21 protein-coding genes are annotated in these 25,835 nt (G+C 70.5%); 9 read left to right on the top strand and 12 right to left on the bottom strand.

What is annotated here, in order from left to right:
• The first annotated feature begins 1 nt into the window (after position 1).
• The 4 genes from I4J89_RS34595 (at position 2) to I4J89_RS34580 (ending at position 6,706) form a co-directional block, all read left to right on the top strand.
• Positions 2-1,159, top strand: a complete 1,158-nt coding sequence (locus I4J89_RS34595) for a glycoside hydrolase family 130 protein (protein WP_230860071.1) — start codon at positions 2-4, stop codon at positions 1,157-1,159.
• The gene (locus I4J89_RS34590; RefSeq protein WP_196418355.1) at positions 1,086-3,056 is read left to right on the top strand and encodes a hypothetical protein; all 1,971 of its coding nucleotides are present in this window, start codon (positions 1,086-1,088) and stop codon (positions 3,054-3,056) included. The genes I4J89_RS34595 and I4J89_RS34590 overlap by 74 nt, the downstream gene beginning before the upstream one ends.
• Positions 3,057-3,208: 152 nt before the next feature.
• Positions 3,209-3,598, top strand: a complete 390-nt coding sequence (locus tag I4J89_RS34585; protein WP_196418354.1) for an effector-associated constant component EACC1 — start codon at positions 3,209-3,211, stop codon at positions 3,596-3,598.
• Between the two features lie 3 nt (positions 3,599-3,601).
• Positions 3,602-6,706 carry a caspase, EACC1-associated type gene (locus I4J89_RS34580; RefSeq protein WP_196418353.1) on the top strand — a complete coding sequence of 1,035 codons (3,105 nt, stop codon included), beginning with the start codon at positions 3,602-3,604 and terminating at the stop codon, positions 6,704-6,706.
• Between the two features lie 76 nt (positions 6,707-6,782).
• Here I4J89_RS34580 and I4J89_RS34575 read toward each other — a convergent pair whose 3' ends face one another.
• Positions 6,783-8,228, bottom strand: a complete 1,446-nt coding sequence (locus I4J89_RS34575; protein ID WP_196418352.1) for a family 43 glycosylhydrolase — start codon at positions 8,226-8,228, stop codon at positions 6,783-6,785.
• 201 nt (positions 8,229-8,429) lie between these two features.
• Here I4J89_RS34575 and I4J89_RS34570 point away from each other — a divergent pair, with 201 nt between their 5' ends.
• Positions 8,430-9,923, top strand: a complete 1,494-nt coding sequence (locus tag I4J89_RS34570) for a family 43 glycosylhydrolase (protein WP_196418351.1) — start codon at positions 8,430-8,432, stop codon at positions 9,921-9,923.
• Between the two features lie 6 nt (positions 9,924-9,929).
• Here the strand turns inward: I4J89_RS34570 and I4J89_RS34565 are convergent, their stop codons facing one another.
• The gene (locus I4J89_RS34565) at positions 9,930-10,610 is read right to left on the bottom strand and encodes a response regulator (RefSeq protein WP_196418350.1); all 681 of its coding nucleotides are present in this window, start codon (positions 10,608-10,610) and stop codon (positions 9,930-9,932) included.
• Positions 10,607-12,310: a sensor histidine kinase gene (locus I4J89_RS34560; RefSeq protein ID WP_196418349.1), complete on the bottom strand. Its 1,704-nt coding sequence runs from the start codon at positions 12,308-12,310 to the stop codon at positions 10,607-10,609. Before I4J89_RS34560 ends, I4J89_RS34565 begins: the two co-directional genes overlap by 4 nt.
• A gap of 173 nt (positions 12,311-12,483) precedes the next feature.
• On the opposite strand from I4J89_RS34560, the gene I4J89_RS34555 reads away from it, so the two are divergent.
• Together I4J89_RS34555 and I4J89_RS34550 are read left to right on the top strand one after the other, a co-directional pair.
• Complete coding sequence (locus tag I4J89_RS34555; RefSeq protein ID WP_196418348.1) at positions 12,484-14,682, top strand: MMPL family transporter; 2,199 nt, start codon at positions 12,484-12,486, stop codon at positions 14,680-14,682.
• 137 nt (positions 14,683-14,819) lie between these two features.
• Positions 14,820-15,122, top strand: a complete 303-nt coding sequence (locus I4J89_RS34550) for a hypothetical protein (RefSeq protein WP_196418347.1) — start codon at positions 14,820-14,822, stop codon at positions 15,120-15,122.
• A 441-nt stretch (positions 15,123-15,563) separates the two neighbouring features.
• On the opposite strand, the gene I4J89_RS34545 is transcribed toward I4J89_RS34550, so the two are convergent.
• The 5 genes from I4J89_RS34545 to I4J89_RS34525 form a co-directional block, all read right to left on the bottom strand.
• Positions 15,564-15,842: an MBL fold metallo-hydrolase gene (locus tag I4J89_RS34545; protein ID WP_196418346.1), complete on the bottom strand. Its 279-nt coding sequence runs from the start codon at positions 15,840-15,842 to the stop codon at positions 15,564-15,566.
• Between the two features lie 143 nt (positions 15,843-15,985).
• A complete protein-coding gene (locus I4J89_RS34540) occupies positions 15,986-17,521 on the bottom strand; it encodes a hypothetical protein (RefSeq protein WP_196418345.1) in 1,536 nt (511 codons plus the stop codon).
• 1 nt (position 17,522) lies between these two features.
• Positions 17,523-19,616, bottom strand: coding sequence for a hypothetical protein (locus I4J89_RS34535; RefSeq protein ID WP_196418344.1), 2,094 nt, complete (start codon positions 19,614-19,616; stop codon positions 17,523-17,525).
• A gap of 557 nt (positions 19,617-20,173) precedes the next feature.
• A complete protein-coding gene (locus I4J89_RS34530; RefSeq protein WP_196418343.1) occupies positions 20,174-20,977 on the bottom strand; it encodes a maleylpyruvate isomerase family mycothiol-dependent enzyme in 804 nt (267 codons plus the stop codon).
• A 214-nt stretch (positions 20,978-21,191) separates the two neighbouring features.
• The gene (locus tag I4J89_RS34525) at positions 21,192-21,626 is read right to left on the bottom strand and encodes a DUF2690 domain-containing protein (protein ID WP_196418342.1); all 435 of its coding nucleotides are present in this window, start codon (positions 21,624-21,626) and stop codon (positions 21,192-21,194) included.
• Between the two features lie 231 nt (positions 21,627-21,857).
• On the opposite strand from I4J89_RS34525, the gene I4J89_RS34520 reads away from it, so the two are divergent.
• Both I4J89_RS34520 and I4J89_RS34515 read left to right on the top strand, forming a co-directional pair.
• Complete coding sequence (locus tag I4J89_RS34520; protein ID WP_196418341.1) at positions 21,858-22,373, top strand: FG-GAP repeat domain-containing protein; 516 nt, start codon at positions 21,858-21,860, stop codon at positions 22,371-22,373.
• Positions 22,374-22,404: 31 nt separating this feature from the next.
• The gene (locus I4J89_RS34515) at positions 22,405-22,935 is read left to right on the top strand and encodes an RICIN domain-containing protein (RefSeq protein WP_196418340.1); all 531 of its coding nucleotides are present in this window, start codon (positions 22,405-22,407) and stop codon (positions 22,933-22,935) included.
• Positions 22,936-22,988: 53 nt separating this feature from the next.
• Here I4J89_RS34515 and I4J89_RS34510 read toward each other — a convergent pair whose 3' ends face one another.
• The 4 genes from I4J89_RS34510 to I4J89_RS34495 all read right to left on the bottom strand — a co-directional run bounded on the left by I4J89_RS34510 (position 22,989) and on the right by I4J89_RS34495 (position 25,817).
• Positions 22,989-23,666: a DUF899 domain-containing protein gene (locus I4J89_RS34510; RefSeq protein WP_230860070.1), complete on the bottom strand. Its 678-nt coding sequence runs from the start codon at positions 23,664-23,666 to the stop codon at positions 22,989-22,991.
• Positions 23,667-24,268: 602 nt separating this feature from the next.
• Positions 24,269-24,634 carry a hypothetical protein gene (locus tag I4J89_RS34505; RefSeq protein WP_196418338.1) on the bottom strand — a complete coding sequence of 122 codons (366 nt, stop codon included), beginning with the start codon at positions 24,632-24,634 and terminating at the stop codon, positions 24,269-24,271.
• Positions 24,631-25,506, bottom strand: a complete 876-nt coding sequence (locus I4J89_RS34500; protein ID WP_196418337.1) for a methyltransferase domain-containing protein — start codon at positions 25,504-25,506, stop codon at positions 24,631-24,633. The genes I4J89_RS34505 and I4J89_RS34500 overlap by 4 nt, the downstream gene beginning before the upstream one ends.
• A complete protein-coding gene (locus I4J89_RS34495) occupies positions 25,506-25,817 on the bottom strand; it encodes a hypothetical protein (protein WP_196418336.1) in 312 nt (103 codons plus the stop codon). The genes I4J89_RS34500 and I4J89_RS34495 overlap by 1 nt, the downstream gene beginning before the upstream one ends.
• Between the last annotated feature and the right edge of the window lie 18 nt (positions 25,818-25,835).

Raw genomic sequence — 25,835 nt, 5'->3', positions numbered from 1 at the left:
CATGCCGATCAAAACCCATGTTCCGTACGCGCTGACGCGTCTCGGCACGGTGATGACACCCGATCCCGGCAACCCGTTGGAAGCCGAAGGCGTGCTCAACCCGGCGAGTGGGCGTACCCCGGACGGGCGGCTGCACCTGCTGCCGCGGCTGGTGGCGGCCGGCAACGTGTCCCGGGTCGGGCTGGCCGAGGTGGAGCTGCGCGACGGCGTACCCGTCGGGGTGCACCGCCGCGGTGTCGTGCTCGCGCCGGACGAGGGCTGGGAGCGTGGCCTGACCAACGCCGGCGTCGAGGATCCGCGCACCACCCGGGTGCCGACGCTGGGCCGGCACCTGATGACCTACGTCGCGTACGGGCCGCTCGGCCCGCGCCTGGCCCTGGCCGTCTCCACCGACCTGCGATCGTGGCGGCGGCTCGGCCCGGTCCAGTTCGCCTACCAGCCCGGCCTGGACACCGACCTCAACCTGTTCCCCAACAAGGACGCGGTGTTCTTTCCGGAGCCGGTGCCCGGACCGGACGGCCGGCCCTGCTACGCGATGCTGCACCGCCCGATGTGGGACCTCAGCTGGGTCCGGCCCGGCGAAGGCGTGCACCTGCCCGCCGGCATCACCGACGAGCGGGCCGGCATCTGGATCTCCTACGTGCCCGCCGACGAGGTGCGGGCCGACCTCACCGCACTGGTCCGGCCCCGCGAGCACCGCTGCGTGGCGCTGTCCGAATACGACTACGAGGAGCTCAAGATCGGCGCCGGGCCGCCGCCCCTGCGCGTGCCGGAAGGCTGGCTGCTCATCCACCACGGCGTCACCGGCTACGTCCCGCCGGGCTGGGACCCGGCCGGCCAGGACGTCACCTACGCCGCCGGAGCCATGCTGCTCGACCCGGCCGATCCCGGCCGGGTGCTGGCCCGCACCGCCGAGCCCATCTTCGTCCCGGAGACCGAGGACGAGCATCACGGCACCGTGCCCAACGTTGTCTTCCCCACCGCGATCGAGCAGGTCGACGGCGTCCACTACGTCTTCTACGGCATGGCGGACACCCGGATCGGCGTCGCTCGACTGGACCGGCTCACCGACGAAGGAGAACGCGATGAAACGTCGTTCCGTCCTGTTCGGCAGCGGCCTCGCCCTGACAGCTCCGCTGCTGAACCCCACCCCGGCTGAAGCGTCAGCGCCACTGACGAACCTCGCCCATCTCGACTTCCTCTCCGAGCGGGTCACCCCGCCCGCCCAGGCCGGCCACACCACCTACCGGCTCGCTGATACGCCGGCGGTCGGGATGCTGTGGACCTACGCCGAGCCCAATCCGGACGGCAGCTACCGCCGCATCGGTGGCGGCACCTACGACCCGGCGACCGACACGTACGGGCAGGGCGCCTACAACGCCGACGACGTCGCCCGCGCCGCCGTGGTCTACCTGCGGCACTGGCGGCAGACCGGCGCCGCGAGCAGCCGGGAGGCCTCTTACCAGCTGCTGCGCGGCCTGACCTATCTGCAAACCGCGACCGGCCCGAACGCCGGCAACGTGATCCTGTGGATGCAGCCGGACGGCACGCTCAACCCGAGCGCCGACCCGCCGGAACTGCCCGACCCGTCGGACAGCGGGCCGTCCTACTGGCTGGCCCGCACGCTCTGGGCGCTCGGCGAGGGCTACGCGGCCTGGCGGTCCGCCGACCGCGAGTTCGCGGCGTTCCTGCGGCAACGGCTCGATCTCGCGGTCACCGCCCTGCAACGCCAGGTCCTCATCCGGTACGGCGAACGGCTGCTGATCGACGGCGATGAGGCACCCGCCTGGCTGATCGTGGACGGCGCGGACGCCACCGCCGAGGCAGTGCTGGGGCTTTGCGCGTACGCCGAAGTGGGTGGAACGAGCGCGGCCCGGCGCGCGTTGCGGCAGTTCGCCGAGGGCATCGCCGCGCTCTCCGACGGCGGCGTGCGCGAGTGGCCGTTCGGCGCGGTACGCCCGTGGGCGCTGTCGCTGTCGCTCTGGCACGCCTGGGGATCGCAGATGCCGGCGGCGCTGGCCCGCGCCGGCCAGGTCCTCGGCGACCCCGGCCTGGTCCGGCCGGCGGTCACCGACTCGGCCGTCTTCACGCCGTGGCTGCTCACCTCCGGCGGCCCGGACAACGGCCGGCTGCCCACCCGCGTCGACCGCACCCAGATCGCCTACGGGGTCGACTCGCGGCTGCAGTCGCTGCTCGCGGTCGCCGGCGCGACCGGGCGCACCGGTTTCCGCGGGCTCGCCGGGATCGTCGCCGCCTGGTACTTCGGCGCCAACCCGGCCGGGGTGCCCGCCTACGATCCGGCGACCGGGCGCACGATCGACGGGATCGCCGGCGACGGCACGGTCAACCGCAACTCCGGCGCCGAGTCGACCATCCACGGGCTGCTGAGCATGCTGGCCCTCGACGCCTCTCCGGACGTCGCCGCCCTGGCCAGGCAGGGACGCATCCTGGACCGGATCGGGTCGACCACGGTCGAGGCCGAGCAGGGACAACTCGGCGGCGGCGCCACGGTGGTCACCCCGCCGTCGGCGTGGACCGGCGAATCGTCGTTCAGCGGCGGCTACGTCCGGATGCCCGCCGGCGCCACCGTCCGCTGGCAGCTGCCGGCGTTCGATCAGCCCCGGCTGGTGCTCCCGGTCGTCGACCTGCGGCCCGGCAGCTCGGCGGTCACCCACTGGTCATCGCTGGGCGCGGTGCGCCACGGGGACATCGGGGCGCAGGGTGCTTCACCGGCGCCCGGGGCGTTGCTGCCGGTGACGGTGGGTGAGCTCGCGGCCGGGCGTACCGATCTCGTTGCCACCGCGACCGGCGGCGAGGCCGTGCTGGACGCGGTGATGCTCGAGCCGCTGGTGTCGCGGTTGGTGATCGGCGGAGCCGGGCGCCAGACGGCGCTGCTGCGCAGCGCCGCGCGCACACCACAAACCGTGCGCGTCTCGGGCCCGGCGGTGATCGAGACCTATGACGCAGCCGGGGTACGGCGTGGCAAGGTCACCGCTGCCGGCGCGACCGTGCGGGTGCCGGTCCTGCCCGGCGGTTTCACGCTGGTCCGCCGGTGACCGGAGGCGGCGGGTCGTAGCGTTGGTGGAGCGCTGCTTGGCGCCGCCGGGGTCGAGCTGGTGTCAGGGGTTGGACATCGACCATGCCTTGCCCACCGAGCATGCAACGGCGCAGCATGAGCCCATTCCCGACGGACAGACGGGTGGGAGCCATGGGTGTCGACGGCGTGACCGAGGTGCTGGTCGTCCTGGAGGCCGACGACGAGATCGACGCGGAGACGTACGAACGGCTCGTTCACCGGCTTCGCGCCGAGATCGGCCACGTCGACGTCGAGTCGGTCACCGCGGCACCGGCTGACGCGGCTCCGGCGTACGCGAAGGGCGACCCGGTCACCGTGGGGGCGTTGATCGTCGCCTTGAGCGCGTCCGGCGGTGTGTTCGTCGCCCTCGTCGACACGGTGCGGGACTGGCTGGGCCGTCAGCACGGGCGCCACCGGATCACCCTGACCGTCGACGGCGACACGATCGAGCTGGAGGGTGCGACCTCGGCGCAGCAGCGTGAGCTGGTCGCGGCGTTCCTGCAGCGGCACCGTCCGGAGTGAGCGGTGGGCCGGCGGGTCGCGTTGCTGATCGCGACGTACGAGTACCGCGATGCCGGCCTGCGCCGCCTCACCGCGCCGGCACACGACGTCGAGGCGCTGACCGCCGTGCTCGGCGATCCGCGGATCGCCGGCTTCGAGGTCACCACGCTGATCAACGAACCGCACTACCGCGTCGGTGAGGCGATCGGCGACTTCTACCACGACCGGCGCCGCGACGATCTCACCCTGCTCTACTTCACCGGGCACGGACTGAAGGACGACCAGGGCCGGTTGCACCTGGCCATGGCCGACACCCGCCGGGACAGTCTGATGTTCACCGCGATCTCGGCCGACCAGATCGACCAGGCGATGGAGGGCTGCGTCAGCCGGCGGAAGGTGCTGATCCTGGACTGCTGTTACAGCGGGGCGTACCCGCCCGGGCGGCTGGCCAAGGGCGACGACCAGGTGCACACCCTGCAGCGGTTCCAGGGCCACGGGCGGACCGTGCTGACCGCCTCCGACGCCACCCAGTACTCGTTCGAGGGCGACCGGGCCAGCGGCGAGGCGGTTCAGTCGGTGTTCACCCGCCATCTCACCGCGGGACTGCGCGACGGCAGCGCCGACCTGGACGGTGATGGTGACATCACGCTCGACGAGCTGTACAGCTACGTCTACGACCGGGTTGTCGAGGACACCCCGCAGCAGCGGCCGAAGAAGCAGGACGACGTGCAGGGGCGTACGGTCATCGCCCGCAACGTCAACTGGGATCTGCCGGTGTATTTGCGTAACGCACTGGCCAGCCCGATCGCGACCGATCGGCTGGGGGCGCTGGACGCGCTGGTGCGCCTGCATCGCATCGGCAATGAGACCGTACGCGCTCGCACCCGGGCCGAGATCGAACAGCTGACCGGCGATGACAGCCGTACCGTGTCCGCCTCAGCTGCTGATCGCCTGCGTGCGCTCGCGCCGCCGGCCGCTCCGGCCCGCGTGGCCGCGCCGCCGCCATCGGCGCGGCCGCGAGCACCGGCGGAGTCGGTACCCGAGCCGGCCCCGCCACCGCCGGCGGCGCAGCCTGCTGCCTCCCCACCCGAGACGCCGCCGCCGGAGGTTCCGCCGCAACTCGAGACGCCGCCAGAGACTCCGCCGCAGCTCGAGACGCCGCCGCCAGAGGCTGCGCCGCCGCCGGAAGTCAAGCCGGCGCCGGAGGTCGAGCCGGCACCGGAAGTCGAGCCGGCGCCGGAGGCCGCGCCGGGCCGGCGGGATCGGCTTGCCGTGGTGGCCGGCGCTCTCGCGGTGGTGGCCGGCGTGCTCATCGTCGCCGGAGCGATTGCCCGCCAGCTGACCAGCGGTGTCAACGTGTCCGGCCCGGCCGCCGACCACCCCCGGTACGCCGCCGGGATCGCCCTCGCCGCGATCGTGGCCGGACTGGGCGTGCTGCGCCCGGCGACCCGCCCGCTCGTCGGTCCGGGCCTGCTGCTCGGCGTGACCGCCGCGTCCTGGTGGGGGCTGGTGTTCTTCACCGGCGAACTGATCCGCGACGCCCTGCTCGGCGACCCGCGCCGCGAGCTGCGCCTGGAACTGATCGGCCACCTGCTCCTGACGGCCGCCGCCGTCCTCGCCGGGCTGCAGCTGCGCCGCGACCGGGCGGTGCGCCTGCGGCTGATGCTTCCGCACGACCGTGCCGCCCGGGTCACCCTGCTGTTGTGCGTGCTCGCGACGGTCGGCGGCGCACTGGTGCTGGGCGTGCAGCTGTACGAACTCGTCCAGCTGCGTGAGACGTACCCCGGCTTCGGAGACCTGGCCACGCACACCTGGCCGTATGCGATCGGTGTCGTGCTCGCGTTGCTCCTGCCGCTGGTGGCGGCCCTGGCCGCCCCGATCCGGTTCGCTCTGGCGCTGCTCACCGGCTGGGTGGCGGGCGGCTGGGCGATCAGCCTGACCACCGGCACCTGGGTGCGCGGGCGTCCGGATCCCGATCGCACCTGGGCGATCGTGTTCGGTGCGGCGCTGCTGGTGCTGCTCGTCGCGGCCGAGAGCCTGGCCCGCCGGCCGGCCGGGACCCCCGTGCGGCTGACCCGGCGCCTGCTTGCCATGACTCTGGCCGTGACGCTGATCGTCGGGTGCGGCGCGGTGGTGCTCGTCGATCAGCTCACCCCGCCGGCCGGGATTCTGGTGCGATTGGTGAACCGGCTGGCGGTCAGCCCGGACAGCGACCGGGTGTACGCGACGACGATGCTCCGCCCACCCTTCGGTGCCCGGAACTCCGCGGCGCGTGGGGAGCTGATCGTGATCGACACGAAGACCGACGAGCCGGTCGGTGAGCCGATCGGGCTGCGGGAGATGCCGGTCGGGATAGCGGTCAAGGCTGACGACGGTGGCTACCTCTACGTCGCCGACCGGAACTCCGACTCGGTGACGGTGCTTACCGCCCGGGAGAACGCCACCATCGGCGGCGTGATCCCGGTCGGCGACGAGCCCAGCGACGTGGCGATGACCCGCGACGGTGGCCGGGTGTACGTCACCAACAGCGGCTCGGACACGATGACCATCATCCAGACCTCGAACAACGGCGTCATCGGTACGCCGGTGAAGCTCGGTGAGGACGCCGGGGCCGCCGCCGTCAGCCCCGACGGCAGCCGGGTGTACGCCACCAACGGAGCCGCCGAGCAGGGTCCCTACCGGCTCACCGTGATGGACGCCGACAACAACCTCCCGGTCGGGCAGGTGCCGTTGCCGGGCCGGCCAGCGTCCGTGGAGGTCAGCCCGGACGGCAAGCGGGTGTACCTCGGCAGCTACGACGTCGGTGAGGTCAACCGGCTGTGGGTGATGGACACCGCGTCGCGGCAGGTGAGCGAGGTGGTCACCAGCCCGGAGACCGGATTCGCTGACATGGCCGTCCATCCCGACGGCAGCCGGCTCTACGCCATCGACCTGGTGAACGGGGTGACCGTGGTCGACCTGACGTCCAGGCAGATCGTCGGCCGGCCGGTCGACGTCGGCGTGGCGATCGATGTGGTGGTCAGCCCGGACGGGGAACGCGTCTACGTGGCGAACGCGTATGCCGGCACCGTCTCGGTGATGTCGACGACCGACCTGACCGGCGTCACCACCATCGACCTTGCCGCGTGATGATCGGACGTCACCCGCTACCGCACCGCTCGGGGCGGCGGCACTGCCGCCGCCCCGGCGCTGTGTTGCTGATCGATCAGCCCATCCGCCACTGCTGGGCGGCCGTGCCGTTGCAGGCGTAGAGGGACAGGCGCGCGCCGTTGGCGGCGTTCCACTCGTAGTTGTCCAGGCACATGTTGCCGGCGACGTTGCGCAGCGAGAACCAGCCGCTGCCGCGGTCCTGCACGATCCACTGCTGGGCGGTGGACCCGTTGCAGGTGTAGAGGCCGACGTCGGCGTTCGAGGCGGTGTTGAAGTTCAGGTTGTCCAGGCAGGTGCCGGTGTTGCGGTTACGGATCTCGTAGTGGGTCGGCGCCTTGTAGTTCAGTTCCCACTGCTGGGCGGTGCCGCCGTTGCAGTCGTAGAGGCGGACCAGCGCGCCCAGCGTGGTGTCGCGGTTGTAGTTGTCGACGCACCGGTTGCTGTGCCGGCCCCGGATCCCGGGGTTGGTGACCGTGCTGGGGATCGGCTGGCCGAAGAACGGGTCGCCGTTCTCGCGCCAGAGCAGCTGCTGTACGCGGGTGTGCCGGTTCGGGTCGGTCAGCGCGTCCGGGTTCGGGGTGGCGTAGTCGCGGGCGTGGTAGACGAGCATGTCGGTGACGCCGTCCTCGGCGACGGTGAAGCTGCCGTGGCCGGGACCGTAGACCCCGTTGGCGGTCTGGAAGACCGGGTTCGGGTGCTTGTACCAGGACGCCGGGTTGAGCAGGTCGACGTTGTCCCAGGAGGACAGCAGGCCCAGCTTGTAGCGGGAGTCGGTCGCGGACGCCGAGTAGGCGATGTAGACGCGGCCGTTCTTCACCAGCGGTGACGGGCCCTCCACGACGCCGGCCACGCCCTCCTTCTCCCAGGCGACGGTCGGCCGGGCGATCTCCACCGCGGTTCCGGTGATGGCGGTCGGGCCGTTCATCCGGGCGATGTACATGTGGCTGTTGAAGTTCGTCGACGGGCTGTCCTGGGCCCACGTGAAGTAGCGGACCCCGCGGCTGACGAACGACGCCGCGTCGAGCTGGAACGATTCCCAGCCGGTGTTGAACCGCTGCGGGGCGCTCCACGAGCCGGTCATCGGGTTGGCGCTGGTGTTGCGGATCCAGTAGAGCCGCTGATCGAAGACAGCGGTGCTGGGGGAGGCCGAGAAGTACATGTACCAGGCGCCGTCGACGTACTGAATGTCGGGCGCCCAGATCCAGCCGCTGAGCGCTCCGCTGGACGGCGCGACGAACGCGTTGCTCGTCGCGGCGGTGCCCAGCCCTTGCAGGGTGGTCGAACGGCGTAGTTCGACGCGCTTGTAGTCGGGCACCGAGGCGGTCATGTAGTAGTAGCCGTCGGTGTGCTTGTAGATCGCGGTGTCGGCGCGCTGGTTGACGACGGGATTGCGCACGGTGATGAACTGGGCGGAGGCCGGTGCGGCGAACCCGGTCAGGAGAACGACGACCAGGGCCAGCGCGACCGTGAACTTGCGACGGAGTCGAGCGGGGAGACCCATGGGTGACTTCCTTGTGGGCGGGGACGGGGATACGTGTCGCGCACGTGTGATCGTTAACATGCACGTCGATGGGGCGTGCCGTCAAGAAACATCGTCGAAATCGTCCTGACTCTTGTTGCGGCCATGGATGTCTCGTAACATGCCGGACAAATTTGTGAGCGCTAACGCACCTGCCGTTCCGGCCGGCGAAAGGACTGCTCCATGCGTATGCGAAGCATGGTCACCGCGTTGCTGACCACCCTCGCTCTCATCGTGACGGTGGGGGCCGCCCCGACCCCGGCCGGCGCCGCACCCGGCGCCTCGTTCCAGAACCCCGTCGTCGGCGCGCCCAACAGCGCCGATCCGTGGATGGGCTTCTACAACGGCAGCTACTACTACGCCGCGACGACCTGGACCGGCCGCATCTACATCCGCAAGTCGGCCACCGTCGCCGGACTGCGCACCGCGCCGGAGACGACCGTGTTCACGATGTCGCAGCCGAACGCGGTGTCGAACATGTGGGCGCCGAGCCTGCACCTGCTCAACGGGCCCAGCGGTCAGCGCTGGTACCTGTACTACTCGGCCGGCCCGTCCGCCTGCTGCGGCGGGCAGCGCCAGCACGTACTGGAAAGCGCCGGCACCGATCCGATGGGGCCCTACACCTACAAGGGCGCGCTCGTGCTGATGCCGAACAACGGCTGGTCGATCGACGGCAGCGTGATGACCGTCGGTGGGGTCAACTACTTCGTGTTCTCCGCCTTCAACAACAACGTCGGCTTCGAGAACGGCGGCCTGCAGAGCCTCTACATCAGCCGGCTGACCAACCCGTGGACGCCCGCGGCCCTCGGCTCGCTGATCTCCGAGCCGACCCTCGCCTGGGAACGGCAGGGCAACCCGGTCAACGAAGGCCCGTACGTGCTGCAGCGCAACGGCCGCACGTTCATGACCTACTCGGCGAGCTACTGCGGCACCCCGGACTACAAGATCGGAGCGCTCGAGCTCACCGGATCCGACCCGCTCAGCCGCGGCTCATGGACCAAGCTCGCCAACCCGCTGTTCCAGCGCAGCGACGCCAACGGCGTGTTCGGCCCGGCCCACCACAGCTTCTTCAAATCGCCCGACGGCACCGAGGACTGGATCGTCTACCACGCCAACGACTCGGCCTCGCAGGGCTGCGGCACCACCCGCACCAGCCGCGCCCAGCGGATCGCCTGGAACCCGGACGGTACGCCGCACCTGGGCACCCCGGTCTCCACCGCGACGGTCCTGCCCGGCCCGTCCGGCGAACTCGGCAACCCGGGCGCGGTCACCGTTCAGCGGTTGCAGTCCTACAACTTCCCGGACCGCTACGTACGCCACCAGTCCTACGCCACCCGCATCGACCCGAACGTGAGCCCGGCGCTGGACGCCCAGTTCCGGGTCGTGCCCGGCCTGGCCGACAGCGGCGCCGTGTCGTTCGAGTCGGTGAACTTCCCCGGCCACTACCTGAGGCACAACAACTACGTGCTCAGGCTCGAGCCGAACACCGGGTCGGCGACGTTCCGGCAGGACGCCACCTTCCGCCAGGTCGCCGGGCTGGCCGACGCGGCGTGGTCGTCGTTCCAGTCGTACAACTTCCCCGATCGCTACATCCGGCACAGCAACTACGTCCTGCGGATTGACCCCATCACCACCGCCGCCGGGCGCGCCGACGCCACATTCCGCCGCACCTCCTGACCCCGGTCAGGCTTCCGGCAGGGCGTCGCCCGGCCGGACCAGACCACATTGGTACGCGATGACCACGAGCTGGGCGCGATCCCGGACGCCCAGCTTGGTCATCGCCCGGTTGACGTGGGTCTTCGCAGTCAGCGGCGACACATGGATCCGGCCCGCGATGTCGTTGTTCGACAGCCCGTGGGCGACTAGCACCAGGACCTCGCGTTCCCGCTCGGTGAGCTCGTCCAGTGCCGGCGCCGGCGGGCTCACCGGTCGGAGGTGGTCGAGGAACCGGCCGACCAGAGCCCGGGTGGCCCGCGGCGACAGCAGCGCCTCGCCGCCGGCCACCACCCGGATGGCGTGCAGCAGGTCCGCCGGCTCCACGCTCTTGCCGAGGAACCCGCTCGCGCCGGCCTGCAGCGCCAGGACCACGTTGTCGTCGTTCTCGAACGTGGTCAGCACCAGTACCCGGACACCGGCCAGGTCGTCGTCCGCGCCGATCCGCCGGGTCGCCTCCAGGCCGTCCATGTGCGGCATCCGGATGTCCATCAGGATCACGTCCGCCCGGCTCGTACGAGCCAGGCCCAGCGCCTCACGGCCGTCGGTGGCCTCGGCGACCACCTCGAAGCCCGGCTCCGAATCGATGATCATGCGGAAGCCGGCCCGGATCAGCGCCTGGTCGTCGGCGAGCAGCACCCGGATCGTCACGCCGACCGCACCCGGCCATCCGGCACGGTGTCGAATTCGGACGCCGGTTCCTCAATAGGCAGCACCGCATGCACCCGGAAGTCGTCTCCGGCAGTGCTCACCACCTCGATCTCCACCGCGCCCGGCCGGTACCGCTCGGTCAGGCGGGCCGCGCGCACGCCGGCGAGGGCCGCTCCGACGATCCGAAACGCCTCCTGGTCCGCCACCGCGGGCAGCCGCTGTGGCTTGCCGAGGACCTGGTGTTCCACCACGATGCCGGCAGCCGCCAGCCGTGCCAGCAGCTCCGGCAACCGGTCCAGGCCGGGCGCCGCCTCGGCGCCGGCCGGTTCGCCGGCGCCGCGCAGCAGACGCATGACCGACTGCATCTCGCTGAGCATGCCGTCCGATGTCTGGTGGACCTGGGTGAGCGACGGCGTCACCAGCAGGGCCGCCCGGGTCTGCTCGTTGATCGAGGCCAGATGGCCGGCCACGAGGTCCTGGAGCGCACTGGCCGTCCGTGAGCGGTCGCGGGGCCGATGGCCGCACCCGGACGCCGGAGCCGGCACACCGGCCGGCAACACGGCATGGACGCGGAACTCACCCTCGACGACCCCTGCGGTGAAGGTGCCGTCCGCGGACGTGGCGCGCTCGCGCATGCCGATCAGTCCGTATCCGGAGCTTGCCGCGGGTGCGCCCGCGGGCACCCGGTTGACCACCTCGATCTCCACCGCTTCCGAGGTGTGCCGCACGGTGAGCCCGGCGGCGCCGTGGCCATGCTTGTACGCGTTCGTCAGCGCTTCCTGCGCGATCCGGTACGCCGCGAGGTCGGCCACCACCGGCAGTTCCCCGGGATCGCCGAGCTGCCGGAACTCCACCGGTAAGCCGGCGGCTTCCAGGCCTGCCAGCAGCTCGGGCAGCCGCTCCAGGCCGGGCGCCGGCTCGGTGTCGGCCGGATCGTCCGGGGTGCGCAGCACGCCCACCACGGACTGGATCTCGGAGAGCACGTTGTTCGACGCCTCCCGGATGTGGGTCAGCGCCGGCGCCACCTGCTCGGGGCTGCGCTGGAGGATGTGGGTGGCCGCGCCGGCCTGCACGTTGATCACCGCGATGTGGTGTGCCACCACGTCGTGCAGCTCCCGGGCGATGCGGAGCCGCTCCTCGGTGACCCGGCGGCGAGCCTCCTCCTCGCGGCTGTGCTCGGCGCGGCGGGCGCGCTCCTCGACCTCCCGGACGTACGCCCGGTGCGAGCGGGCCGCGTCGCCCACCGCGGCGGCCAGGAAGACCCACGCGAACAGACCGAGCACGTCAGGTCGTAGCCAGACGTCGCGGTTGAGCAGCACCACGGTCAGGTAGACGACCGACGACGCGGCCACCGCGCACGTCCAGCCGCGCCGCCGGTCGGTGTGCGCGGCGATTGAGTAGGTGATCACGCCCAGCGCCACGATCAGTCCGGGATTGCGGACCTCCTGCACCACGGCGACGGCGGTGGCCGTGGTGGCGATCGCGAGCGCGGTCATCGGCCGCCGCCGGCGGCCCATCACCGCCACGAACGCCACCACCGCGATCAGTACGTCCCAGCCGGTCGGCCGGTGAGTGGACTCCGGCAGCGCCGCCTTGAACACCGCGGCGGCCAGGACCAGAGCGAGTAGGAAGTCCACCAGCAGCGGGCGCTCGGCGATCATCCGCCAGCGCCCGATCAAGTGCCCCTCGGTTGTGTCCATCACCGCCGACCCTACGCGCGGCCGTGACCCGGTGGCGTCCTCTCGTCGTGGTACCGGCCGCGGCACCGGATACCGCAACCGTGGTACGCGACTGTCTCTGCCTGGACGACGACTTCCGGCCCGCGTTTCGCAACGGTGGAGCAGTCAATGACACCGGCAGCTCGGGGGAACCGATGGCTACCTATCTGTACCGGCTCGGCCGGCTCAGCTTCCACCGGCGCAAGCTGGTCCTCGCGATCTGGCTCGCCGTCCTGGGGCTGCTCGGCGTGGGCGCCGCCACGCTGTCCGGGCCGACCTCCGATGACTTCACCATTCCCGGCACCGAGGCGCAACAGGCACAGGACCTGCTGGGCGAGCGCTTCGGCGAGTCGCCGGCGAGCGGTGCCGCGGCCCGGGTGGTGTTCGCCGCGCCAGCCGGCGAGAAGCTCACCGACCCGCAGAACCGGGCGGCGGTCGACCGTACCGTCGCGGCCCTGCGCACCGGGCCGCAGGTCGCCGAGGTGAGCGATCCGCTGCAAGGCACGATCAACCCCGAAGGCACGATCGCGTACGCGCAGGTCGCGTTCCGGGTGCCGGCTCCCGAGGTGGAGGAGGCCGACCGGGAGGCGCTGCTGGCGGCCGCGGAAACCGGCCGTGACGCCGGGCTGACCGTGGAGGCCGGTGGCGACGCCCTGCAGACCGAGCCGGAGCAGGGTCTCAGCGAAGTGATCGGCTTCGGCGTCGCCGCCGTCGTGCTGACCATCACCTTCGGCTCGCTCGTCGCGGCCGGGTTGCCGCTGCTCACCGCGTTCCTGGGGGTGGCCGCCACGATGGCCGGCATCCAGCTGGCGTCCGGCTTCTTCGACCTGAGCAGCAGCACGTCCACGCTGGCGCTGATGCTGGGCATCGCGGTCAGCATCGACTACGCCCTGTTCATCGTGTCGCGATACCGGCACGAACTGGCCGTGGGCCGGACCGGCGCGGAGGCGGCCGGGCGCGCGGTCGGCACCGCCGGGTCCGCGGTCACGTTCGCCGGGCTCACCGTGCTGGTCGCGCTGACCGCGCTGGCGGTGGTGAACATCCCGGTGCTGACCGAGATGGGCCTGGCCGCGGCCGGCGCGGTCGCGGTGGCCGTGCTCATCGCGCTCACCCTGTTGCCGGCGCTGGTCGGTTTCGCCGGGCGGCGGATCACCGGGCGCGGCGGGCGCACCCGGGATATCGAGGCGGACGGCGAACGGCCGACGCTGAGCCTGCGATGGGCCCGGGCGATCACCCGCCGGCCGGTGCTAACCGTGGTCACCGCGGTCGCCGGGTTGCTGCTGATCGCGGTCCCGGCACTGGACCTGCGGTTGGGCCTGCCCGGCGACAACATGGCCGGGCCAGACACCACCCAGCGCAAGGCGTACGACCTGGTGACCGACGGATTCGGGGCCGGCTACAACGGGCCGCTGCTGGTCGTGGTCGACGCCGTGGGCAGCACGGACCCTAAGGCGGCGGCGACCGCGGCGGCCGACACGATCACCGACCTGCCCGGTGTGGTGTCGGTCAGCCCGCCGACGTTCAACCCGGCCGGCGACACCGCGATGCTGCAGGTGGTCCCGGCCAGCGCGCCGGACAGCACCGAGACCACCGACCTCGTGCACGCCATCCGGGACGCCGACGCGGGGCTGCGGGAGAGTACCGGCGCGGATCTGTCGGTTACCGGTACGACGGCGGTGACGATCGACATCGCCGCGAAGATGGGTGACGCGCTGCTGCCGTACCTCGCTGTGATTGTTGTTTTGGCCTTCCTGCTGCTCACCGTGCTGTTCCGGTCGGTGCTGGTGCCGCTGAAAGCGATCGCCGGGTTCCTGCTGTCCGTGGTCGCCACCTTCGGCGCGGTCGTGGCGGTCTTCCAGTGGGGCTGGCTGGCCGAGCTGATCGGGGTGGACCAGACCGGGCCGATCGTCAGCCTGCTCCCGGTGATCCTGATCGGCATCGTGTTCGGCCTGGCGATGGACTACGAGGTGTTCCTGGTCAGCCGGATGCGCGAGGAACACGTGCACGGCGCGCCGCCGACCCGTGCGGTGACCGTCGGCTACGCACACGGCGCCCGGGTGGTCACGGCCGCGGCGATTATCATGATCAGCGTGTTCGCCGGCTTCATCCTGGCGCCGGATCCACTGATCAAATCGATCGGGTTCGCGCTGGCCGCGGCCATCCTGCTCGACGCGTTCGTGGTCCGGATGACCATCGTGCCCGCGGTGATGGCGCTGCTCGGCCGGCGCGCGTGGGCGCTGCCTCGGTGGCTGGACCGGCTGCTGCCGAATGTCGATGTGGAGGGGGAGCGGTTGCGGGATGTGGTGCCGGACGTACCGCCGGCGATGCCCGAGCCGGTGGGTGCGGGCCGCTAGCGCGCCGAGCTGCTACTCGTGCCGGTCCGGCCGGCACGAGTAGCAGAGAACCGGTCCCGTGTCGACTACCTGTCATCAACCTCGGAGTTCTTCCCACACGGTGGCCTCAAGACGGCGCACGGCAGACCGGGAAGGCCATGAAGGACAACGCGGCAGGGGATCGTCGTGAACGCATGCTCCGCGGTGAGGCGGTCGATCTCTGGCCCGATCCGGGGAAGCGGATCGACGCTGCGGACGGACTCAAGTGGAATTCGTGCCGAACTGTCGAAGCTTCAACGCTGCTGGACCTGGTCACCGCTCCCATCGGTTCGGACCAATGGAGTCATCGGCCTATCCGGCTCGCCGGTGCACGTGTCCTCGGTCATCTCGACCTGGAGGCAGCCATTTTGACGAGGCCTCTTTATCTGGCCGACTGCTTCATCGAAAACCGATCATGTTGAACGCGCAGGCGGTCAACATCGTGCTGACCGGCTGCCACATCGGTGGCCTCTCGGCGGACTCACTGACGACTCGGGGGGACTCGAGCTCAACGACGGATTCTGCGCCACCGGTGAGGTCAAGCTGCTGGGCGCGCACATCGGCGGCCAGCTGATCTGCACCGGCGGCCGGTTCAGCAACCAGGGCGGGCCCGCCATCAATGCCGACGGCATGACCACCGGCGGCGCCGGATAGTCCCTGCCAAGGATGTCAGCCCTGCCCAGCAGTTCGACAGCGCTCGTTACACGGCTGACCTGCTGATCCCTGGCGCCAGTCTGGGGGAACGATCCCGATTCATCGCCATAGACGACGCCGCGTGGTGGGCAACCGGCTACACCCTCGCTGGCTGGGCACTCGCCGCGATGCCGATCGCCGGGCTGACCGGTGTCTTCCGGCGGCAGTGATCACTGAGCCGGCCAGCACCGGAGATCCACGCCCAGTCCAAGCTTCGTGCAGCAGGGGCGAGGCTCCCGCCACGAGCTTCGTGTGCCGGTGAGCTGTTCCACGATGGCGCGGGTGTCCCGGCCGTACAACCATGCGCCGGGACCCCACACGTGCCGCTCGACGGCGGGATCCAGCGCGTCGAGGTAGCTCAGCCCGACGACGTGGTCGAGGTGGAAGTGACCGAGGGCGATGTCGATGCGCTCGACGCCCATGTAGAGCTGTGGGTCGGTGGTGGGCACCGCGCGAGGCGCGTCCCGTTCTCCGCTCTCCCAGCGCGAGCCGGCCACCTGGTCGCGGCCCCAGCGCGGCCGCCGGGAAACACCAGCCGCGCGATGCCGGCACCGGCCGAACGCCGCCACTCCGGTCGGCCGGGAAGTGCGTTTCAGGCAGAGGCCCCGGCGTACATGAGCCAGCGCTCGCGCGGCGACAACCGCAGCCGGACCCGGCCGGCATCGACATGGCCGAGGGCGGGCAACCGTTCCCGGATGCGCTCCTGCGCCGCCTCCGCAGCGTCGGTCAGCAGGCGCTGCACCGCGGCGTGGTCGCGGTGCTCCTGGGAGAGCATCACGATCAGCTTCGCCCGGCCCCGGACGACGTCGCCCCGGCACAGCCGCGACTGGGCGTAGGCGACTTCGCACCGCCGGGTGTGCGGTTGCAACGCGGCCTGCACCTCGGTCAGCAGCGCCGGCGTGCCGACCGTGCGGTAGGGCAACTGCCACCACAACCAGATCGGGTACGGCACCCGGCCGGTCGCGGTGGCCCCGGTCTGCTGACTCGACTGCGGATAGGAGCAGCGCATCGCCGGGCTCAGCGCCACCTTCCAGTCCGCGATCAGGCCTTCGCCGGACTCGTCGGGGAGGCTGGGCCGATGGCCGGCGCAGTCGACCAGTCTCGGCAACGCCTCGAGCCAGCCGCCCGACCACTGCGGGAACTTCCCGGAGGACTCGGCGGCGACCGGCAGCACCAGGTTGATGAACGTCGTCTTACGCATGCTGGAGATCGACGCCGCCAGCACCCCGATGCCTCGTGCGCGCAACGCCGCCACGGCCGCCGCGGTCGTCCCGGCCCGAGAGGGACCGACGACGCTCGCGATCATCGCTCGTCTGGGGATCACCACCGACGCCTCGGGGAACAGCTTGCCGCGCGCCTGGCGATAGCGCTCACGGTCGAACCCGCGGATCGTGAACCACTCGCCGCGTGCGCGGTTCAATCGCTGGTCGTCCAGTTTGAGGCCGATGCCGTACTCCTCGGCCAGCGCGGCCAGTTCCGTCTCGAAGTCCAGCCGCGCGTCGGACATCGTCGGATCAACCCCGATCGCGAACCGCAGGCAGGGCCCGATCGCGTCGCGCAGCCGCTCGTTGGACCCGTCGCCCCGCTCGGACACGTGGGTCTGCGGGAACGGGGCGACCGGGGTGTGCAGATGCAGCACCGGGGCGTCGCGTTCGGCGGCGAGCCCGGTGAGCTTCTCGATGACCAGCGCCTGCATGAGCGCTTCCCGGTACGTCGGGGACCAGTGCTGGTTGCCCAGGGTGATCAGGACTTCCACCTTGCGGGTCGACTGGTGGATGAAGCCGGGATTCGGCACGGCATGCCCGGAGTACGCGTACGTGTCCCGGCGCCCGGTGTGTTCCGGTGGGCCGATCTGCACCCGGCCGCTGAACGTCGAGATCGCCGACGGCCAGGTCGACGTCGACACCGACAGCCCGGCGACGGAGAAGTGGCAGAAGTCGGTCGGCCAGGCGTCCGGATCCTCCTTGTCCGGATCGGCGCTTTCGACCGTCAACGGCAACGGGCCGTCGTGACCGTTCATGGGTCCGTGGATCAGGGTGAACTGCACCGAGGCGGAACTGGTGCCGGCCGCCTCCGCCGCGATCCGGGCCAGTTCGGACGACTTCGTCGAGCTTGCGGGCGACGTCACCTCACACCTCATCACGTGCGTCGAAGAAGTCGTCGGGCTCGACGGTGCGCCGGGTGGCCCGGCGGGCGTCGCGGAGCCAGCGGGGCACTCGCGCGGACCGCGGCACCGAGCTGCTGCGGTGGACCCGCCGGGCATAGAACTCGCACAGACAACAGAACAGGATCACTATCAGTACGGCGAGCGCCAGCTGGAACAGCCTGGCCATCTCGACGTCCGAGCGCACCGTGCCGACCGCGATCGCCAGTGCCGTGGTCACCACGACCGAGGCGGCGGCGAGCGTCCTCTGGAACTTGTGCAGCTGGCCCAGCACGGACCTGGTGCTGGGCAGGGCGAGCCGCGCCAGGAGCAACCCGGGCACCAACAGCAGCACCGCGACGACGGCATCCGCCTGCTCGGGGGCGAAGCCCTCGGACACCTCCGAGGAGTACAGCCACGCGATCCCGCCGGACAGGAGCGTCCCGATCCCCAGCACCATCAGGGTCAGGCCGGACACCATCCGGGTGATGCTCTCGATCAGCGCCGGCGCCTCGTCGGCGAGGGCCATGTAGGCGACAGCGCGGACCGGTTCGGTGGACTGTGGGCTGAGATCCACCGAGGGCCGGCGCCAATGCGCGTGGGCGCCGTGTTCGCGGGGATCGTTGTCCGTGGTGACGTCCCGGCCGACCTGCGCGGCACGCAGCCCGTTGGCGATGTTCAGCAGTGCCGGCCCGGCGAGTCCGCTCCGGGCCAGGTGCTGCAGTCCATCCGCGGCGTAGTGCGCACAGAACGCCGACAGCACGTCGAGTGAGCAGTCGCCCGCGGACAACGCCGCGATGACCTCATCGACGGTCAGCCTGCGGGGCGGGGGCGCCGACTCCGGGCCGACCGGAATCGGCAGCCGGGCCAGATAGGCCTCGTAACTCGCCAGGTCGACCAGCCGCCGCCGGCCGAGCTCGGCCAGCCTCGACGCGATTCCCTGCATCTCCAGCTCGAGCAGCTTGTGGTGTCTGCCGAGCCGCTGCGCGCGCCGGGCCACCGACTCCAGATCCTGAGCGAGCACCTCGACGAACTCCTCGTCGACGTTGCTGGACATCAGGAACCGCCGGACGCTGATCTCCTGCCGGACCTCCAGGGTCAGGTGATACGCCTTGACCGATCGCGGGATCTCCGTCTCGTACTCCACGACGAACTCCCGGTTCAACGGCAACACGTTCTTCGCCAGCGTCTGCAGCGGTGCCGGACGATGCTGCGCCGGAAGCAGCGGCGCCTCCCATGTCAGGAATCGGCGGGGCCGGTCCAGGCCGAGCTGCGCGACCAGCATGTACTGCCGGGTTGCCAGTTGCAGCAGCCGGGCGAACGGCACCATCAGATGATCACCACCCGCCGCCGGGAACAGCACGTCCAGGCCCGACAGCGCGAGATCGCGCATTGATCGGGAGTCACCCGTACGCCCTCCGTCGCGCGCACCCGGCGCGGGCAGCACGGCGTGATCGAGCGGTGTGTGCAACCGCTGTCCCACCGGCGAACCGACCGTGATCAGCTCAGTGATCGCCGCCTCGATCAGCCAGCGCGACCGCTGATGGGTGTGGCGCAGCTGGTGAATCGGGCTGGTCGGGGCGGCGACCTCCCGGTGGGCGTTGATCAGCATGGACAGCAACATGACGAACGCGGCGGCGGTGACCCGGTTGGCATCGCGATGCGAGAGCCGCGGCACCACGTCGCCGCTCGAGTCCCGGATGACCACGGGCGCCAGGTCCCGGCGGCTGTACCGGGAAACCGGCACCCACAGCGACGCACCGCCGCCCGGTGCTGCTTCGCCCGGCACCATGAGCGTGTCGCGCAACCGTCCCGAGATGAAGGCAAGATCCACATCGACGCTGATCGACCGGCTCATGTGGCCGCGGTCCATCAGGGTCAGGTGCTCGGAGAGGCGCGGCAGATGATCGAGCCGGAAGGACAGGTCCATCAGGGCCAACCCGAGCGCCGCCTCCCGGCTGGGAAATGTCAGCGGCGCGGTGGGGACCGGGAGCGCCTGGATCAAGGTTCGCAGATGGTCCAGCGGGCCGTCCGCCGACCGCTCGGCGACCGTGGGGGTCCTCCGGAGGTTGACGGTCATGCGGCTGCTCCTCGCAGGCATGCGGACGCCGGGCGGCAAGTAGCCGCCCCCGCGTATGCCGATCGCTGTCATCCTCGCCGCCGCGCGGGAAGGCGGCGCTGATCTGTCGCTATGACGACTGCTTGCACCGGGCCGGCCGTCCACCGTGAACGCTTCGCACTCTAACTTTGACCCTGCCGGAGGGCCGCCTGCTGCGCGACGACGTCCCCGTATTCTGAGTAGTCTGGCCGCGTCAAAGTGACCTTGAGCGGTCATGCGGAGGCGCGGGCGGACGACGCCCGATCCGTTGGCGGTCCCGCTTCGGATTTCAGATACTCCCTGAGCTCGCGGTTGATCTCGCACCTTCGAGGAGAGCCTCCGCAGCGGCATAGATCGCGTCGTAGATCTTGTCCTCGGCGTTCGGCGCGAGCGTTATCTCGAGCGTTTGGCCGAATCGGGAGTCAAGTAGGGGATGCGCGGGACTGAAACCTTGATGAAGCGAGCGAAGCGCTGCGCATCACGGCTCGGCGTTCCTGGGCCGGACCCGGTAGGGGGATCGTAGTAACCTTTCGGTTCGGTCAGTCGCTGACATGGGCGGTGTTGTCGAGCCAATGCTGGACGAGGTCGGTGTCGCCGTCGACGCTGATGCCGGTGGCTTCGCGATCGGTGAGAGGGAGTCGCCGGGTCAAGATCAGCAGCAGTGATTGTGCCGGGCCGCTCACCGTCACATCGGCCTGCTGGCTTCCGGCCTGCCACGTCGCCCCGTCAGCCCGCCGTTCGACGAGCCAAGCGCCGGCGTCGTGCGCGGTGTCGGTGGCCAGCCATTGCAGGGTCTGCCCGGTGCCCCGGATGGCGTGGGCGGACTCGGACCGCAGCATCTCCCACGTGGGGGAGGTGAGCATCGCGAAGTGGTTGCTGATGAGCGCGGCCGCGATGCCGGCGTCGATGTCGGCCGGCCGGCCCGCCGCGTTGGCCGCGTCGAAGCCGTGGACGACCGTCTCGTTGAGGACGCTGGACATCCAGAATCGCGTCCCGGACCGCTCGTCGGCCGCGGCATTGAACACCGGCGCGTCGAGCGCGTCATCCGAGCACGCGTTCGCGACCCGCTGCGCGGACCCCGACAGCCACGCCTGCCACTCGTTGGGGTCGGCGGGGAGCACTGCCATCTCCGTGGGCAGCTGTGTGGGGTCGGTGATACGCCGCTCGATGATTTCCGCGACCCAATGCTGGGTCTGGCCCACGTGCGCGACCAGGTCAGTCATGGTCCACCCCGGGGTCGTCGGCACGGCGGCGTCAGGCCCGGCCGCGGCGGCTGATTCCGCCAGACGTCGAGTGTGTTCGACGATCGCTCGCCGGGCGTGTTCCGCGGTCAGCTCGGTCATCGGATTGACCTTTCCATAGGTTCGTTGTGCTATGGCTGACTCGGCGTGCCGGTCGAACTCATCGGTGACTGGTGGATCCGGTCTGCTCGGGTGGCCGCGCCCCCGTCGTCGCCGCGGCCACCTCCACAACCGGAACGAATCGGCCGGCCCGGTCGGCGAACCTGATCCGCCCGGATTCTCTTGGGCCAGCTTGACCGCTGGCCGCGATCGCGGCTCACCACATGTCGGTGCAGGCGTTGGGCGGGTCGAACAGGCAGACGCGCGCCTTCAGACCGGCGTCGTTGACCGCCGGCGTGTACGTACCCATCTCGGGTTTGGGATAGCGGACCCGCATCGCTGTCCCGGTGCTGTTCCAGCCCTCGATCGAGAAGCCGACACCGCTCGGGCCGCGTCCCCAGGCCATCCGGCACTGGGTGCTGTACCGCAGCTCGATGACTCCGCCGAGCCCGAGATCCTTGCGATAAATGGTCTTGAAGCCGCCGCAGCGCACCATGGCGCCATCGGCGTTCTCGTAGCGTGCCTGGTTCGGGTCAACGCCGTCACAGACGATGCCACAGCTGACCGCCATCGCCGCCTCGGCCGGTGCGAGCGTCGCCGCCACCACTGCCACGGTGGTCGCGGCCATCGCGGTGTACCTGCGCCATCCCATCGCTTCTCCTTTCGTGCGAGTGAGGAACTCATGGTCGGTAGCGCGGACGGCGGCCCACCACACTGTTAAGCCAGCGCTGAAAGGTAGGGGCACGGAGCCTCCATTAAGCCCTGCCTGAAAGGTGTTGTCCCGGACCGCGCCCATGGTGGATGTTGACCGTTCGTTGCCGGCCGAGGTTGCCTACGGCGCTGGTGGGGTGACGGCCAGGGCGGCTTCGGCGCCGGTGCCCAGGTGGGCTGCGGCTGGGAGCTCTACAGCGAACTGATCGGACCGGGCGACATCACCGGGGACGGCAACGCCGACCTCGTCGCCCTCGACCTGTCCAAGACCGACCCGTGCCTGTGGCGCTGGGCGGGCAACGGCCAGGGCGGATTCGCTCCGGCGGCGGTGATCAACTGTGGCGACTGGCACCGGTACCGCGACATCACCGCGGCCGGTGACATCAACCGCGACGGCAAGCCGGACCTGGTGGGCATCAGGCGGGACACGGGATGCCTGTACCACTGGTACGGCGACGGCCGGGGCGGCTTCGGCACCGGCGCCTCGTTCGAGTGCGGCTGGTCCGCCTTCGAGGATCTGACCGGGCTCACCGACCTCAACGAGGACGGCATCGGCGACCTGATGGGGCGGCTCCCACTCGGCAACGGCGAATACGCGCTGTACACCTGGCGCAACTCGGGCTTCGGCGACTACTCCCAGGGCCGCGAGCTCGGCCGGTCCGGCTGGGCGTCGATGGACCTGATCTGACGGAATTCACACCGAGAATGGAGAAAACCTGATGTCCAGATCTCGAACGATCAGCATGTTCGCGGCGGTGATGGCCACGATTCTCGGCGTCGTACTGGCGCCGGCCTCGCCCGCCCTGGCCTACTCCGGCCCGTACCAGATCAAGTTCGAGCACTCCGGCAAGTGCCTCGACCTCTATCAGAACAAGGCGGTCGACGGCGCCAAGGTCCAGCAGTGGACCTGCGCCTCGCCGAGCTCCACGAACCGCAATCACCAGCAGTGGGTCTTCGAGTGGACCAGCGACGACGGCCACGCACAGATCAGGAAGTGGAACACCAACTACTGCCTCAACGGTGACGGCAACAACGGCGGCAGAGTCTATCTGTGGAACTGCGGCACGAGCATGGTCTGGAAGGGTTACAAGATGCACGGCGGCCCGCCGGACTGGTACCAGATGACGGGCTACGGCCGGCAGGTCTGCATCGACATGCCGCACAGCTCGCTGGCCGACGGGCAGCAGCCGCAGCTGTGGTCCTGCGTCAACAGCAGCGGCAACCAGCACCTCACCTGGTACCCGTTCTGATCCACCAGGATCGTCCGCGGCAGCAGGTCGATGACCTGCTGCCGCGTGCCGGTTCAGGACGCGGGACCGTACAGCCGGGCGACATCGGGCGAGTCGAGCCAGCCGCTGTAGGTCGGTCGCTGCGGCCAGCCCTCCGGGGAGTCCTGCCACTCCTCCTGCCGCCCGAACGGCAACACATCGACCAGAGCGAACGTGTACGTGAGCTGTTCGACACCGCGACCGGTGGTGTGCCAGGTGCGATAGACGGTCTCGCCGTCGCGCAGGAAGACGTTCATCGCGAACCCGCCGCCGGCAGGCGCGTCGACGTCGGCCCCGAACGGGCTGTCCGCGGTGGAGTACCACGTCATCGTGTTGCCGACGCGTTCGGCGTAGGCGAGGGCTTCCTCGATCCGGCCCTGAGTCACGATCACGAATCGTGCGTCGTAGTTGTCGAGGAACCCCAGCCGGGTGAATGACGAGGTGAGGCTGGTGCACCCACCGCACTGCCACTCGGCGCCCGGTTCCCACATGTGGTTGTAGACGATCAACTGCGATCGACCGTCGAAGATGTCCACGAGCCGAACCGGTCCCTCGGCCCCGACCAGGGTGTACTCAGGCATGCGCACCATGGGCAACCTCCGCCGCTGCGCGGCGATCGCGTCCAGTTCCCTGGTGGCCGCCTTCTCGCGGACGCGCAGCTCGTCCAGCTCCTTGCGCCAGGTCGCATGATCGACAACAGGTGGCAGCGCCATGATCAGCATCTCCTTCGCTCGTCTTTCATCTACAGGTACCCGATTCGTCGCGCACGCGCCGTCGGCGCTATGCGGAATTCGAGGTCGAGGTGTGCTTTTGGTCCCGCTCCTTCGAGGTACGCGTGACCGGCGTCCCGCCGAAGCCGACCCCGCCCCCGCTCTCCCGGCGCGAGCTCCGGCTTCCCCTCACCGCCCCAGCGCGACCGCCGGGAAAGACCAGTCCGTCGCGCTGCGGACGGACCGGGCGCGGGTACGGCCCAACGTGGTTGCTGTCTGGCGGCCGTTGAGACCGCATCGAGCGTGGGCCAAGCAAGATCACCGCTTGGGGACCCTGACTACGGAAGCCCGCTTGCCAGCGGCCGGGGTGCCTGCTGGGGGTCTGAGGGGCTGGGCGCCGCGGGTGATGGGCGACGGGCCGCCGCAGGGGTGGGCCGCGATTCGCCCCGCCGTAACCGTCAGGTGGTGCTGTTTCCCGGCGGTCGCCTTGGGGCGGTGGGGAAAGGCCGGGCTTGCGCCGGGAGAGCGGGAACGGGGTCGGCTTCGGCGGGACGCCGGCTACGCGTACCCCGAAGAAGCTGGACCGGCAGAAACCGACGGTCTGGTTAGAACGAGCTGAAGCTGTCTACGTCGATCAACGTAAGCACCTCGGTGCGCACGGCCGGGCATTCCGCCTTGGTCGCCGCGTCCAGTGCGGCGCCGGTTTCCGGCTTGCCGTGGGATTCGAAGAAGGTGGCCAGGTTGCCGGCCAGGTTGGCGTGCCGCCCGACCGGGCTGCCGATCTCCTTCAGCGCCGGGATCTCGCCCTTCAGGTAGGCGCAGACGTCCTTCGCCGAATACCCGCCGTCCGCCGGCGGTGCGGCGGGCGGCGGGTCGGTGGCGGTGTCGGTGTCGATTGAGGAGCAGCCGTACAACGCGGTGGTGCCGATGATCAGGGTGAGGAACGCTGCGAGGCGCCGGTGAGGGGTCATGGGGTGCTGGTCCTGTCTGAGCGGGCGGTGATCAACCAGAGTCCGGCCGGCAGGCGGTAGCCGGTGCCGGCGGTGCGGAATCGTTCGAGCAGGCGTGCCGCTCCGGCTCGGGCGCGGCCCTGGGTGGTGGGCTCGGCGTCTCGGTAGGCCGCGCCGGCGGGACCGATCTCGATGAGCCATTCGGTGACCGCTTCCGGGTCGTCCGGGGCGTCGAGTGTGACGTCGTGGGGGTGGATGGCGATGTCGGTGAGGCCGGCGGCGGTGAGCAGGCGGGTGACCCGGGCGGGGTCGGCGAAGGCGAAGGGTCCCGGCTCGTCGCCGATCGGTAGCGGTGGCAGCGGTCCCAGGTGTGCCGACGCGCCGAGCATCGCTGACGGCAGCCACGGGTTCGCCCGGCCGTCGCGGAACACCGTTGCGGCCAGCCGGCCGCCGGGCCGCATCGATCGGCGGATCGTGGTCAGGCCGGCGATCGGATCGGCGAGCAGCATCAACGTCATCCGGGAGTAGACGGCGTCGAACGGTGATCCGGGTACGGCATCGAGCGTCTCGATGTCGCCGGCGACGAACCGCGGTCCGGCGCCGTCGGGCGTGGTGAACCGGGTCCGGGCGGTGGCGACCATCGCCTCGGCGAGGTCGAGACCGATCGCGCTGCCCAGCGGGGCGACGGCCCGGGCGATCTCGGCGGTCGTGCCGCCGCATCCGCAGCCGACGTCCAGTACCCGTTCGCCGGGTTGTGGTCGCAGCCGGTCGAGTGCCACGGCGCCCAGCGGCCGGCCGATCTCGTCGTGCCGGTCGGCCTGGTTGATCCATCCCGGTGCCGTCCGGGTCCAGAAGTCGGCGTTGCGGGCGCGCAGCGTGGCGGTGTCGGCCATCAGAACGGCATCTCGGCGCCGTCGACGCTCGCCGATCGGAAGGTGGCGGCCTTCGCGGGATCGAAGTCGTCCTCCTGGGCGGCCAGGCCGGCGGCCCGGACCAGGCGCTCGGACTGGAACCTGCGGAACGCGGCCTCGTCGGCCCAGATGTTGATGATCCGCCAGCCCTCGTCGGACGGGCCGGCCACGTGGGCCAGCAGGCCCGGCGGCCGGTCCGGGCCGAGGTGCTTCTCGACCTGCCGGTATTCCTGCTCAGTGACTCCGGGCATGTCCTGCACGACGCCGTACGGCATAGCTGTCCCCTGACGCATAGTCGATAGAGTGAAGCT

Origin of the sequence: Actinoplanes aureus (genome assembly GCF_015704865.1) — a bacterium.
In the GTDB taxonomy this organism is placed as follows: Bacteria; Actinomycetota; Actinomycetes; order Mycobacteriales; family Micromonosporaceae; genus Actinoplanes; species Actinoplanes aureus.
This window is presented reverse-complemented; position numbering and strand designations above follow the sequence as displayed.